Origin of the sequence: Acinetobacter sp. EKM10A (assembly GCF_011075215.1) — a bacterium.
Classification (GTDB): domain Bacteria; phylum Pseudomonadota; class Gammaproteobacteria; order Pseudomonadales; family Moraxellaceae; genus Acinetobacter; species Acinetobacter baumannii.
In genome coordinates this window covers 609924-622223 of the sequence record NZ_JAALLK010000001.1, presented here as the reverse complement: position 1 = coordinate 622223, position 12300 = coordinate 609924, and the positions used below count along the sequence as shown (strand labels likewise).

Sequence of the window (12300 nt, the reverse complement as noted above, 5' to 3'; positions counted from 1 at the left end):
TATATTGATGTTTATAACATCATTTGGGGAGCAAAATATCACTTATAAGTGTTGTTCAAATTTCCTGATCCACCTCTAAAGTCTAATTTATCAATTGGTTGCTTAAAACAGGTCCATGAATCTTTTTCCGGTTTTTCAATAATTTTTTTAGTCTTTACATCACGATAATAAATAGTCGCATCTTTTAAATTCGACAAATTACTTCCTACAGAAACACATGAATCGTTATTTGAACAAATATTTGATTCTTTAATAAAAACTTTTGTATTAGCAAAAGTTAATCTTTCAAAGTTAGATGTCGAGTTATTTGTAGAAGAAAGTAAGCAAGGCTCAGTAATATTTCTACCATTCACTACAAAACAACTTTTACTGACTTCGAATGGCACTTGAGCAAAGGAGCTTGTAGCATAAGCTAATAGAAATAATATAATAAGGCGCTTCATGTTCTTTCTCTCTATATAATCAACATCTAGTCTAAAACTGCCTATAAATATTTAGACTATATTTTCAGTTCGCTATTTATAATACCTGTATTAAGATAAGTTAAATATTTACTATTCGATAAATTTTACAAAATATTAAAGCATTAGCTTATAGGCTACCTAACAATCGCAAAGTTATTCATTAAGCACTTTCCAATCGGTTCCAATTTGTGCCAAAGCTGGTAGCTCATCGCTATTAAAAACATTGTAATTAGCATCTACAGCGAATCGATAGAGTGGTATTGAATCTGCCTCTGTTTTCTTAAAAAAACTAAAATCTTCAGTGATATGTATTAAGTCTTCTGCCCTATTATCTATTCCCAATTTGTTTCCACTAGCACCTGACGGTATATGTATATAACTTTCACAAGTTAATTCGACTATATTTCCATCTAGATCTTGATATGAACATTTCATGTTTAAACCCTTCCATAATTTTTATAGATGTGTAGAAAAACTTAACATGCTATACAGATAAGTTATGGAATTTTTTATGATGTAATTGTTTAAGTATGTATATGGCAAAAGAAAACCGCCCCAGAAGGCGGTTGCTGAAATTTTCCAGCGATTATAAAAGTGCGGTGGACACACACTTTTATATGGTTTTAAACCAGATTTATTTTTTTATTATTTTTCTGATATTCTTCAGAATTAAAATAATTCACAATCATCTTTGCATTTTCTTCCGATACTGCTTTTTTATTTTCAACTACCGTCTGAGCTTCTTTTTTTGCGTTAAAGTCGGCTGGCACAATACTTGAAAGTGGTGGTAATTTTGGCTGCCCGCCAACCGTGATTCTTTCAATAAAGCTCGCTAGCCACATAATATATTCACCTTTATTTTTATATTTAGGCATTAAACTCATGTCGAGTTTAATCGTGCATTCACTTAAAGGTTTACTTAGGCATTCTTCAAAATCGATAAAATTGTATTTGAGTTTACAGGGAGTTCCCTTTATCTCTTTACGAATAATACTGACCAAGTTATTTAGTTGTTCGATCAGGTTATCTGAAAACAATTTATCTTCTTCTAGTTTTTTATAAACCTTCTCGGCAATTATTAGAAATTTTGGCATATTTCCTTCCCTCTTATATTGACCATCGCGATTGATCAGACTTTTAGGGAAGTATGATGAATATATTATTGCAATATGTAAGTGTTGAAATACCAAATGTAATCTATAAGAGTGTTCTGAAACTGACTTCCATAACGAACCACAGCAATGAATAGAAATGTAAAATCCATCACATTTTAACTCCGAAAAATTTTTATAGTTAGTAATAATTTTCTAAAAAAATTAAGCTCATCAATAATATTATTTGACCGGTATTTTTTTGGTTTTTTGAGTAAAAAATAGAATATAGAAATATTTGAATTATTTTTATTTTACTGCCTTGCTGAATAACTAAGTTGCCTAGTCGAGGGGCTAGAACGTTAACCGTGTCTTCAGCAAGGTCTTTTATGATTATGTTTTAGTTTGATGCTGCTCACGCACCGCTTAAAGCTGCTTCAAACATTTCAATAATTGCTTTGGCTCCTTCTGCCTTTTGCCTTGCGTCCTGATCGTCAAAGATAACCGTTTCGTCATTTAGTTCACTCACATATCGCCGGGCTTCGTCTAGAGCTCTCCTTATTTTTTGTACTTTATGTTTGTTTACGTCTTTGGCAATGGTTGGCGCATATCCTCCACGTTTAGCGTTTTTAAGTTGTCTAGCTCTGTTCTCAATTGCTGTAGCCATTCAAACACTCCAACTCACCTAACAAATCTTAGTAAAGCAACTTTATTGTTTGTTATTCTTAAACATTTAGTATTTTCTTTGTTCAAAGTGTCAAATTTGTTACTTAAGCCTTACTCCTGCAAGTTTTAGATTGAGTTTGCTTAAAATCTTTTAAGCTACAATGTGCATGTAGCTTTCAAAGTCAACTTATACAGCTATTTAATAATAATTTTCTAAGAATAGTTATAAATTAATGTATAAAATTATTAAAAAGATGCTATCTATTTGAAAATAAAATAGATAGCACGCTAACAGTTGTTTATTCTACTGTTAATTTCTGAAAATCATGGCCTGAAGGTGCCTGATACACTCTTAAGCCAAACTCAGGCAAAATCGCAATCAGATGATCAAAAATATCTGACTGAATTGCTTCATAAGAAACCCATGCGGTGGTATTGGTAAATGCATAGATTTCTAATGGTAGACCTTCACTCGTTGGTTGTAGTTGGCGAACGATAAGCGTTTGATTTTGAGCAATCCCCTTATGCTGGCGCAAATAGAATTCAACATATGCTCTAAATGTTCCAATATTGGTTAAGCGTCTTTTGTTATAACGTGACTGACTACCTAAATGCTTATTAAATTCGTCAATCTCAGATTGCTTGGCATTGAGGTATTGATCTAGTAATAAGAAATCTTTGAGTTTTTGTTGCTCTTCTTCGGTCATGAAGTGCACGCTAGTTTGATCGATATAAAGAGAACGCTTCATACGGCGACAGCCCGCATTACTCATACCACGCCAGTTTTTAAAAGTGTCTGTCACTAGTTTATTGGTTGGAATCGTGGTGTATGTTTTATCAAAGTTTTGAACGGTCACTGTGTGCAATGAAATATCAATGACATCACCATCAGCATTGAGCGATGGCATTTCAATCCAGTCCCCAATACGTACCATGTCATAAGAGGCAATTTGTACACTCGCGACCAATGACAAAATTGTATTTTGGAAAACTAACATTAATACGGCTGCCATTGCACCGAAGCCAGCCAACAACGTAAATACATCCTTTTTCAGGAATGTACCCAAAATCATTAATCCGCAAACAACAAAAATAATGAGTTTAACGAGTTGCAAGTAACCTTTAATCGGCTTGTTTCTAGATTTTGGATTACGCTGATAGATTAAATTAAATATATTTAATAATTCACTAATGGTGAGCGCAATCGTGAGAAAAATAAATGCCTGTGCGCCCATCTGTACTAAAGCAACCGCTTTTTCCGACAAATGCGGAACGGTGGTAATACCATTCATAATAACAATGGCCGGCACAATATTGGCAAATCGCTTAATGACACTATGCTGGGCAAAAACCGACTGGTTGAGTGACTTAATTTTAGTCACTAAATGACGTATTCCCCGAACAATAATTCTTTTGGCAATGAAATTTGCTAATGCAGCAAAAAGGATCAAAAGTGTGAGCGAAACTAGCATTTCTAGCCAAGGATAGTTGCTTAACTCAGCTTGAAGATCACGATAAAAATTAAAAAAATCCAAAACCTACACCTTAAAACTTTATTTTCAATAATTTTAAAGTGTTCATGTGTTATAGATTAAGGCTTGTTTACATATGTCGTCATAAATACAACAAGGAAGTAATATTCAATCGTAAAATTAGATAAAAGCTAATCACTACTATTCGACTAGACAATAAATAGAGTAACAAGTATGGAATGGGTGGAAAGATATTGATCTCAAGTCACTGCTTCTCTTTGTACTTATATAAAAAGAGATTTTTATTCCTTAAGAATGCTACATATGAACAAGTTTTAAGACTTTTTTAAATATATTAAATTAATCAAAACTCTTAACTCTTTTAGAAGATCTTTTGTTATTTATGTTTATTTAAGAGCCACAAATACTTCTATTATATAGATTAATAATATTATTAATTAAAATCATTCTCATTTATAATTCGACGAATTTACAATCACTCTCAGGGCGAGAAAATGGGAAATAAGATAAAAAGTAATAAACTTTTTACTAGGAAGTCTGAAGCAAAAAATATCATTCCACGTCTATCACTTGGTGGAGCCATCTTTCTCTCAAACTCGGCCTTTGCAGCCTCGCCTTCTGAGACAACAGATGCTGAAAAAAAACCTGAAGCACTCCCTACAATTACAATCACCGCTTCACGTGCAGATGAACTTTCTACATCTGCCAAACAAGTGACGAAGCTAGATGAAAAACAAATTGAACTTTTAAGAAATGGTTCATCTGGGAATATTGCAACTGTTTTAGCTAAAGCCGTACCGGGCCTTTCCGACTCAAGCCGAACCATTACCGATTATGGTCAAACTTTACGGGGCCGTAATGCCCTCATCTTGGTCGATGGTGTTCCAATGAACCTGACACGTGACACATCAAGAGGTCTTTCAGCTATCGACCCTGAAAGTATTGCTAACATTGAAGTCATTCGCGGTAGTAACGCAATTTATGGCGGTGGCGCTTCTGGCGGTATTATTTCAATTACCACAAAAGCGGCTGGTGGAAAACCTACCGCCAAAACAGTCGTTGGGCTACAGACACCTTTAACAAATTTCCGTTCTAATGCTTTAAGTGGCGATATTCATCAATATTTCACAGGCAGCTTTAACGCTTTTGACTATGCACTCGACTTTGGTTACCAACGTATTGGTAGCCCATACGATGCAAGTGGCGACCGTGTTGCACCTGAACCAAGTCAAGGAGATTTATATGATTCTGACGGCTATAGCATCGGCGGTAAGCTTGGTTACCATATTGATGACAACCAATATCTACAATTCGCTGCAAACTACTATAATGCCGAGCAAGATTCAGATTATGCATCTGACCCAAGTGTGAAGAATGCCCCTGCCGGAACTGTACCAGCCAAAGCCATTAAAGGCTTAAAACTCAAAGACCAGACTAAAAACGAAAATCAGATTTACAATTTAACCTATAACCATAAAGACTTTTTTGGTAATAAAGTTGATGCTCAAATTTATTACCGTGACTTCTTTACCCGTTTTTCACCATTTGACGCACGTGTCGCTCCCGATAAAGTCAGCCCACGTGGTGGACAAGTGGATCAGGTCTATCAAGAAAATAACGTACTCGGTAGCCGCTTAACTGTAACCACACCACTTGAGTTTTTAGGTGACACCTCACTGGTTTGGGGTGGCGACTTTAGCCGTGAAAAAAGCGAAATGCCTTTAGATATTTTCGATCCTAATATTTATGATCAATCTGGTGGCTTAGAGTTTGTAAAAATTGGCAAGCTTATTTATTTACCTGAGCTTACCACGCAAAGTGTGGGTGGCTTTGTACAGTTAAAACACCGCTTTAATGATCAATGGTCAGCAGAAGCTGGTACGCGTTATGAAGACAGCTATGCCCAAATTGATAGCTTTGTTCCATTATCACAATTAGGTAAACCCAACCCTTACACCGTTCAGGGCGGAAAAGTGAAAGCTGATGCATGGTTGTACAATGCTAATGTAACTTTCTCTCCAAATGATCAACACTCGATTTATGCATCATTCAATCAAGGTTTCCAGTTGCCTGATGTTGGTGTAGTCATTCGCAATGCCAGCACAGGTTTTAACCTTGGTTCGTCATTCTTAGAACCTGTAAAAGTTGATAACTATGAGTTAGGCTGGAAAGGAAACTTCAATAACTTCTCATCAAGCGTAGCTGTATTCCACTCTACTTCTGACCTTGGCGCTGTGCAACCAGTAAGTAATAGTTTGGATATGACTAGAACGAAAGAGAAAGTCACTGGTGTTGAAGCAACTTTTGACTATCTTGACAATGCTAATGTTTGGGGAACTGGTGGTAGTGTTACGTGGATGAAAGGCCGTGAAAAACCGCAAAACGGTACCGAACAAGACATGACAGGCTTCCGTATTCCACCATTAAAACTCACAGCTTACGTTTCTTATAGTCCAACTGAAACTTGGACAAACCGTTTACAAGCTACTTACTTCGGTTCAGAAGACTACCGCTTAAACGGTGTAAATAGTTTTGGTCGCTATGATGTAAAAACTTATACAACAGCAGATTTAATCAGTAGCTTTGCGCTTAACAAAAAAGACACTGTGACGATTGGTTTAGAAAACATGTTTAACCGCAAATACTATCCTCTCTATAGCCAATTATTAAGATCTGGTAATAACACTAGCCATTTAGTGGCAAATGGTGTGACGTTAAAAGTGACTTATAGCCATAAGTGGTAATTGAGATTTTAGTTAGTACCTAACCTTATAAAAGCCCCATTATCGGGGCTTTTATTTTTAATCTAGGACATCATTATTAAAAAATAATCTAATAATTTATCTCGTTCATCTATTCTATCTTTACTCAAAAGCTGGACCATTGCCCCATCAATCACATACAAAAACATACAGGCGTCTTCGAGTGTAGCTGTGGCTTTAATGGTTAAAAGTAATTGATGTATTTGGTTCACCAACCAGTTTCTATAATCAACCACCACCTTGTAGGCAGTGGGATAAAACTTTTCAATTTCAAAAATGGCCTGTAAAGGTAAACGGTACAGTCCTTCGAGGTTGGCATGCAGAAAAAAGATTTTCTTGAGCTTATCAAATACCATAAGTTCACGGTATGAATAAATAATAGAAAATACTTCTTCTTTTAGCCCGTCCTTTTGAAAGGTTAAGCACATTTCAATGAGTCTTTCTTTAGAGTGGAAATAGTTGTAAAAGGTGGCTTTGGTAATTTTGGACTCAGCAATAATTCGGTCGACACCAACCTTGTGAAATCCGTATTGTTTAAATAAATCTCTTGCTGTGTGAAGCACTCTAAGTGCTCTAAATGAAGCTTCTAAATTTGGCATAGTTATACCGCTTAAAATAATTTTTTGTTGTATATAAAAGAGATAGACATGCCGTCACTCTTAAATTGAGCGCTAAAAACAGACATGCAAAAGCCGCACAATAAAGATGTGCTCGCCTATCTCGGGTTTATTGTTGCTATGATTTTTGAGTCGTAACGATGTTTAGGTTTAAAAACCTAGAGTCGATTCAACCGCTTTATAGACTGTTTAAGTGGTATAGCAAAAAGACTTTGGCAAAAACCAATAAATGAGAAGAATTAGTACGCATAGCGAACTCCTTTGGCTATAAAGAAGTTTCACCACATTACTGCTAAATAATGGTGGCGAAACGAAAGAGGGTTAGCAGACTGGAGCCAAAGAATCCAGCACACCCGAAGGTGTCCCCCTCCCGTTCCGCCGCAGAGGGGGCACGCAGGGATTCCCACAAAAAAGTGATTACTTTTTCGTGTTCTTTGGCTAATGGTCTGCTAAAACCAACTGGCAATGTAGGCCAGCAGACAAAGGATAATCGGAGGGGTTTTAGGTGTCAATGTGATATTGGCTAGAAATAAAGCTTTAAAAACTCTATAAAATAACTTTACTTAAGATTTAGTCATCCATTCTAGAATCTTTTATTTTTGAAATTTAAAAATATAAGTAAACTTAAAATGTAATCCGCTATATTAATTAAGACTTTGAATGCCGACTGATGCTTATTTTTCCTCCATAATACATAACGAACGGCTAATCCAAGGAAGGAAATGTTATTTTTATGGTTACAATAAGGGATTCAAACTAAAAAATGATTGTTGTTAGATCTAAAACAAGGTGAAGTTTTATATTAGCTAATTTTTTAAGAATTATTCTCTAATTTAACTAGTAAATTTATACACCGATAAAATGAATAATTAAATTCATCTTATCGGCTTGCTAGAAGGGGTTTTTAAAACCTTATTTTTTTATTGTTTAATATATTTTGGAAATTCTTTTAAAACCTTATGACAAAAGTGGCCCTGTGAGTCCTCTTTCTTCCGCTCTTCAAATTCCTTCATCCCAAATTTCATAACCTCTCTACCATATTTTTCGCCGAGATCATGTTTAGTACATTTTGCGGCAGCCTCTTTTAACTCTTCTGAATAATAGTGATAGTTACAATCAAGTTGAGCTCGGCTTAAAAAACCATGGAGCTCTACTGCCTTTTCGCATTGTGTTTGCTCTAGAAGATTTCTAGATTCTTGACTCGCATAAATTGATGTTCCTACTAATAAAGTGAAAATCGTTACTAAAAAATTACGCATTATTTCCCCGACAAAGTTATTAAAAGTATTAGTCATAATATTGCGGGCGTATTAAATAATAATTATCTCTAAGTGTCTATTAATAATAAAGAAAACAGGATAACCTTCTTCTCTTTCGAATATTTAATCACCTTATTAAAATTAGGTGATTAAGTTTTAACAAATAAATAATCTTTATTTTACTTCCCTATTTAATTGTTAAATTAGTACTTTGGTTAGGGATTAAAGTATGCCTTTTTTGACTTTCAATAATAATATTTAGCCATTTAGGATATTTAATAAGATTCTTGGAAAGATGAGCGCTATGATCAATAAGAATATATTTATGATTATTATTGAACCAATATTTGATGATTCTAAAGTATGAATCAAAAATTCCTGATATTTGATTTTTGGTAAGATCCGCAAAGAGCACTGTTTAGTCACCCTTACTGAAACAGTGCTCTTTGCTTCATCACAACTCCTATCCAGTAGAGTCCGATGCATAGAAATAGTGTATGGCTGTGTCGCTCAAAATGTTTACTGAATTTTCAGTTTTTTTTAAATGATATCAGCATAAAAATCACGTATATTTAAAATTAACAGAAGAATCTTCTTTGGTTTATATTTTGAACAGCACAGAATACACACTAGATCGCATAGATCGGAAAATATTATCTGCCCTACGTAGAAATGGCCGTTTAACGGTTGCACAGCTCGCCGAAGAAGTCGGGCTTTCATCTTCGCCTTGCTGGACTCGACTCAAACGTTTAGAAAGTCTAAAAATTATTGAAGGCTATACCGTAAACGTAAACCCCAAAGCGATTGGCATTCATGAGTTGTTTTTTATTGAAATTACCCTAGAACGCCACGATGATGAAATGTTAGAAAACTTTAGCGAGGCTTTGGCAGATATTCCGGAAGTGGTCGAAGCGCACTTAGTTACGGGCGACTATGATTATTTGGTGAAAGTGGCTGTAAAAGATGCCGAGCATTACGAACGTTTTTTACGTAAAAAGCTCTACTCGATTAAAGGAATCCGCCACACGCGTTCAACCTTTGCTTTACGACCACTTAAATCTGCCAATACTGCCGATTTAATGTTGATTGAATAATTTGCTTATAGGAACGGCTTTAGGTGGTTCATTGTTTTAATTTGATTTTATTTAATGTTACACATAAAGCTCTCTTGTCAGCTTCTTTAAGTTGAGGATGCTGAACAGGCCACATATAGCTACAGCCATGAGGCGCTTTGTTATTATTTTTCTTAAGTTCATAGGCGATATTTTTTAGCAGCTCCGTGTTTAAAGCGCTAATTTTTACGCGTACTTCGCTTAAGTCTTGAGGCTTCCAGTTGGTTTCCGGACTCGACAACCAGTCGGCGCGATAACGGTACTGGATTGCTTTAGCCACATCCATTTGCGCCACTATAAATGGCTTTACTGTTTCGCTGTTAAGCCCAAAAGAGTCGGCTTCAGAAAGCGATTGACCGAGTACTTTCTTTTCTTGTGTTAAATCTTCAATCGGTAAATGCTGCTCTGCCTTATAGCCTGCAACATCTTTCATATAAGATAAGCGTTCGTTAATTAAACGCGCGGTTTGCTCATATTGATATGCTTGTGCCAGTGAAGAAAAGCACATCAAAGCTGCCACTGTAGTCGCTACTTTAACCGTTTGTTGAATATTCTTAATATTTAACATTTAAGTACCTTCAAAATTATTGTTCTGTTGTCATTCCAAAGCAGTACTCTATTTTAAGAACACTCGAAAGTAAAATCTCAAGACACGCTAAGCTCTTGGCTCCATGCAGAATTTGGCTGCTGATAGATATGCTGACAGACTTGTTTAACAGATGAAATAAAGTGCTGGTTTTGCCCATCCCATTTTTCCACCATGCAATATGTCACATGTATACCTTTGGGCTGAAACTCTCTTGCCAATGATTGTGATAACGCTCGAATACTCGCAAACATGCTTTGGCTTAACACATCGTAGTGAGCCGAGTTATTAGATGGCGCTCCAAGAAAAATAACAGTGCCCCGCTGCTGCTTTAGCATCGGTTTAATCACTGCTTGTGACACGCTCACAGCGCTTAAACCCGATGTTTGCCAACTGTGCTCAATTTCTTCTAAAGATAAAGCTTCAATATTTGGCGCAGATGAAAAATTTGGCTGAAACACGCATAACTCAATGCTATGACTATGGCTGGCAATATATTTTAGTAAACTTTTTAAATGCTCAGTATTCACCAAGTTTAAACGGACACTCGTTATGCCATCATTTACACGGTTTACTTGTATATTCTGAACGCTAGAATCATGTACAGCTTGATAGACATACAATGGAGATTGCTCATTTTTGTCTAAAATTACAAAGTTCTGGTCAAGTAGTTCTATATCATGACCTGCAACCACCACACAGCCCTGCTTTTTTTGAAACTTCTGAAATATTGTTTTTAGCATATGAGTCTCTCAAAATTTTTCTTGATATGGACGTAAATCTAGCTCGTGTGTCCAAAGCTCAGGGCTTTGCTGGTAGAGCATCCAATAGTTGTCGGCTATGGCATTAATATTGAGTCCACCCGTCCCCCGTGTGAGACGAATGAAACGTCCTAGACCAAATAAAGCTTTATTAATTCTGTCGCCATCCACCATTCCATCAATAATGACATGAGCAATATGAATGCCTTGAGTTTTATAAATTTGAGCTAAGTTTAATGCATAAGTCCGCAAGGCAGATTTCCCCATAGTGAAAGCTGCGAAAAAAGGCTTTCCACGCAATGAAGCACTGGCTCCGGTAAAAATAAGCGTACCGTGGTTTTGTTCTTTAAATATTTTTAAACAGCTTTGAGAAACTAAATAGGCTGATAAAAAAGTGGATTGCCACATTTGAGTAAAAAACGATAGCGGACTACGTAAAAAAATTGAGGGAATATTTCCCCCAACATTATGAATAACTGCAGTAATGCGTTCATTCTGACTTATGATGGTGTCAAACAATGCCTGTACTTGATTGATATCTTCTGCATCTAGACGAAATGCCACAGCTTCACCTGCATTGGCATGGATTTCGGCAGCTACTGCCTCAATTTTTTGGAAAGTACGTCCAGCAACGTAAACTTTTAAGCCCTCTTTTGCAAAGCGATGACAGACAGCAGCACCAATGCCCTGTGATGCCCCAACGCCAATAACAACTGCACAATCTCGTATTTTATCTGGTGTTGCTGATGCCATAGTCGTCTCAACCTGTTTGTTTTTTATACCATGCTGCCATAAATGGACGATCCAAGATTTCCTTACCAAACTTCTTACTTGTACGAATGACTTCACCAAGTTGAGCAACTACAGCTATGTCTGCAATCGTTTGATTCTCATCCACTAACCATTCACTTTGTGATAAAACCTGCTCAATACGGTCAAGGTGTCGTATAAATTCTTCTTCAACATTTTCAGTCTTCATTCTGCCCAAGCCTTGAAAGAAAAGCTGTGTTTTTAGTTCAGCTAAAATAAAACCCTTCACCATAGGTTTTTCATATGCAGGGCGACCAATATTGCTAATACGAATTGCTTCTTCTAAAGCTTCCGAATCATTTACCCTTAAATATACTTCATAAAAATAGAGTGATTCATCTGCCCAGTCTTCCCAAAGTTCTGCAAGTGCTTTTTGATTTGCGTCTTCGGGATAAAGTCGAGGTGTATCCGGAAAAGTTTCGTCTAGGTAGCGAGCGATGCGGGTACTGTCTTGTATACGCTGCCCTTTATGGTCAATAACAGGTACTTTGCCCACTTTACTGAGCAAAGGTACTTTCGCTCCAAGAATGCCGTTGTAATTAATCGTTTCGTATGGGATTCCCTTAAATTTCAAAGCTCTTGCAACTTTTTGGCAAAATGGAGAAATTTCCCATTGATGCAAAATAATATCCGACATTTATTCACCTTTATTTTTAATTGCCTGTTTTACTATTCAGTT

Annotated in this window: 13 protein-coding genes; 2 read left to right on the top strand and 11 right to left on the bottom strand. The window is 36.1% G+C overall.

Going from position 1 to position 12300, the window contains the following annotated elements; genetic code table 11:
* Window positions 1-38 precede the first annotated feature (38 nt).
* The 5 genes from G9371_RS02830 to G9371_RS02810 all read right to left on the bottom strand — a co-directional run bounded on the left by G9371_RS02830 (window position 39) and on the right by G9371_RS02810 (window position 3756).
* Window positions 39-443: a hypothetical protein gene (locus G9371_RS02830; protein ID WP_165471252.1), complete on the bottom strand. Its 405-nt coding sequence runs from the start codon at window positions 441-443 to the stop codon at window positions 39-41.
* A 174-nt stretch (window positions 444-617) separates the two neighbouring features.
* Window positions 618-899 (bottom strand): hypothetical protein, encoded by a 282-nt coding sequence (locus tag G9371_RS02825; RefSeq protein WP_000650375.1) that lies wholly within the window; start codon window positions 897-899, stop codon window positions 618-620.
* A 188-nt stretch (window positions 900-1087) separates the two neighbouring features.
* Window positions 1088-1558 (bottom strand): hypothetical protein, encoded by a 471-nt coding sequence (locus tag G9371_RS02820; RefSeq protein ID WP_001123841.1) that lies wholly within the window; start codon window positions 1556-1558, stop codon window positions 1088-1090.
* 412 nt (window positions 1559-1970) lie between these two features.
* The gene (locus tag G9371_RS02815; protein WP_000179474.1) at window positions 1971-2222 is read right to left on the bottom strand and encodes a hypothetical protein; all 252 of its coding nucleotides are present in this window, start codon (window positions 2220-2222) and stop codon (window positions 1971-1973) included.
* A 298-nt stretch (window positions 2223-2520) separates the two neighbouring features.
* Window positions 2521-3756 carry a mechanosensitive ion channel family protein gene (locus tag G9371_RS02810; protein ID WP_000345328.1) on the bottom strand — a complete coding sequence of 412 codons (1236 nt, stop codon included), beginning with the start codon at window positions 3754-3756 and terminating at the stop codon, window positions 2521-2523.
* A 452-nt stretch (window positions 3757-4208) separates the two neighbouring features.
* Between G9371_RS02810 and G9371_RS02805 the strand changes: the two genes are divergently transcribed.
* On the top strand, window positions 4209-6458 hold the full coding sequence (locus G9371_RS02805; RefSeq protein WP_029424712.1) for a TonB-dependent receptor: 2250 nt from the start codon (window positions 4209-4211) through the stop codon (window positions 6456-6458).
* Window positions 6459-6520: 62 nt separating this feature from the next.
* On the opposite strand, the gene G9371_RS02800 is transcribed toward G9371_RS02805, so the two are convergent.
* Entirely contained in the window at window positions 6521-7075 is a 555-nt protein-coding gene (locus G9371_RS02800) for a TetR/AcrR family transcriptional regulator (RefSeq protein ID WP_029424711.1), read from the bottom strand.
* Window positions 7076-8013: 938 nt separating this feature from the next.
* A complete protein-coding gene (locus tag G9371_RS02795; protein ID WP_001980666.1) occupies window positions 8014-8352 on the bottom strand; it encodes a hypothetical protein in 339 nt (112 codons plus the stop codon).
* Window positions 8353-8960: 608 nt separating this feature from the next.
* On the opposite strand from G9371_RS02795, the gene G9371_RS02790 reads away from it, so the two are divergent.
* On the top strand, window positions 8961-9446 hold the full coding sequence (locus G9371_RS02790) for an Lrp/AsnC family transcriptional regulator (RefSeq protein ID WP_001089197.1): 486 nt from the start codon (window positions 8961-8963) through the stop codon (window positions 9444-9446).
* 28 nt (window positions 9447-9474) lie between these two features.
* Here G9371_RS02790 and G9371_RS02785 read toward each other — a convergent pair whose 3' ends face one another.
* The 4 genes from G9371_RS02785 to G9371_RS02770 form a co-directional block, all read right to left on the bottom strand.
* Window positions 9475-10032: a chorismate mutase gene (locus tag G9371_RS02785; protein ID WP_004840876.1), complete on the bottom strand. Its 558-nt coding sequence runs from the start codon at window positions 10030-10032 to the stop codon at window positions 9475-9477.
* A 77-nt stretch (window positions 10033-10109) separates the two neighbouring features.
* Window positions 10110-10793 carry an SDR family NAD(P)-dependent oxidoreductase gene (locus G9371_RS02780; RefSeq protein ID WP_005123773.1) on the bottom strand — a complete coding sequence of 228 codons (684 nt, stop codon included), beginning with the start codon at window positions 10791-10793 and terminating at the stop codon, window positions 10110-10112.
* Between the two features lie 9 nt (window positions 10794-10802).
* A complete protein-coding gene (locus tag G9371_RS02775) occupies window positions 10803-11564 on the bottom strand; it encodes an SDR family NAD(P)-dependent oxidoreductase (RefSeq protein ID WP_000135428.1) in 762 nt (253 codons plus the stop codon).
* Window positions 11565-11571: 7 nt separating this feature from the next.
* The gene (locus G9371_RS02770; protein WP_029424710.1) at window positions 11572-12258 is read right to left on the bottom strand and encodes a glutathione S-transferase family protein; all 687 of its coding nucleotides are present in this window, start codon (window positions 12256-12258) and stop codon (window positions 11572-11574) included.
* Window positions 12259-12300: the final 42 nt, after the last annotated feature.

Coding starts and splice junctions, on each gene's coding strand:
- G9371_RS02825 (WP_000650375.1), bottom strand. CDS start 899: ATGAAATGTTCATATCAAGATCTAGATGGAAATATAGTCGAATTAACT.
- G9371_RS02775 (WP_000135428.1), bottom strand. CDS start 11,564: ATGGCATCAGCAACACCAGATAAAATACGAGATTGTGCAGTTGTTATT.
- G9371_RS02820 (WP_001123841.1), bottom strand. CDS start 1,558: ATGCCAAAATTTCTAATAATTGCCGAGAAGGTTTATAAAAAACTAGAA.
- G9371_RS02805 (WP_029424712.1), top strand. CDS start 4,209: ATGGGAAATAAGATAAAAAGTAATAAACTTTTTACTAGGAAGTCTGAA.
- G9371_RS02795 (WP_001980666.1), bottom strand. CDS start 8,352: ATGCGTAATTTTTTAGTAACGATTTTCACTTTATTAGTAGGAACATCA.
- G9371_RS02830 (WP_165471252.1), bottom strand. CDS start 443: ATGAAGCGCCTTATTATATTATTTCTATTAGCTTATGCTACAAGCTCC.
- G9371_RS02780 (WP_005123773.1), bottom strand. CDS start 10,793: ATGCTAAAAACAATATTTCAGAAGTTTCAAAAAAAGCAGGGCTGTGTG.
- G9371_RS02770 (WP_029424710.1), bottom strand. CDS start 12,258: ATGTCGGATATTATTTTGCATCAATGGGAAATTTCTCCATTTTGCCAA.
- G9371_RS02815 (WP_000179474.1), bottom strand. CDS start 2,222: ATGGCTACAGCAATTGAGAACAGAGCTAGACAACTTAAAAACGCTAAA.
- G9371_RS02785 (WP_004840876.1), bottom strand. CDS start 10,032: ATGTTAAATATTAAGAATATTCAACAAACGGTTAAAGTAGCGACTACA.
- G9371_RS02800 (WP_029424711.1), bottom strand. CDS start 7,075: ATGCCAAATTTAGAAGCTTCATTTAGAGCACTTAGAGTGCTTCACACA.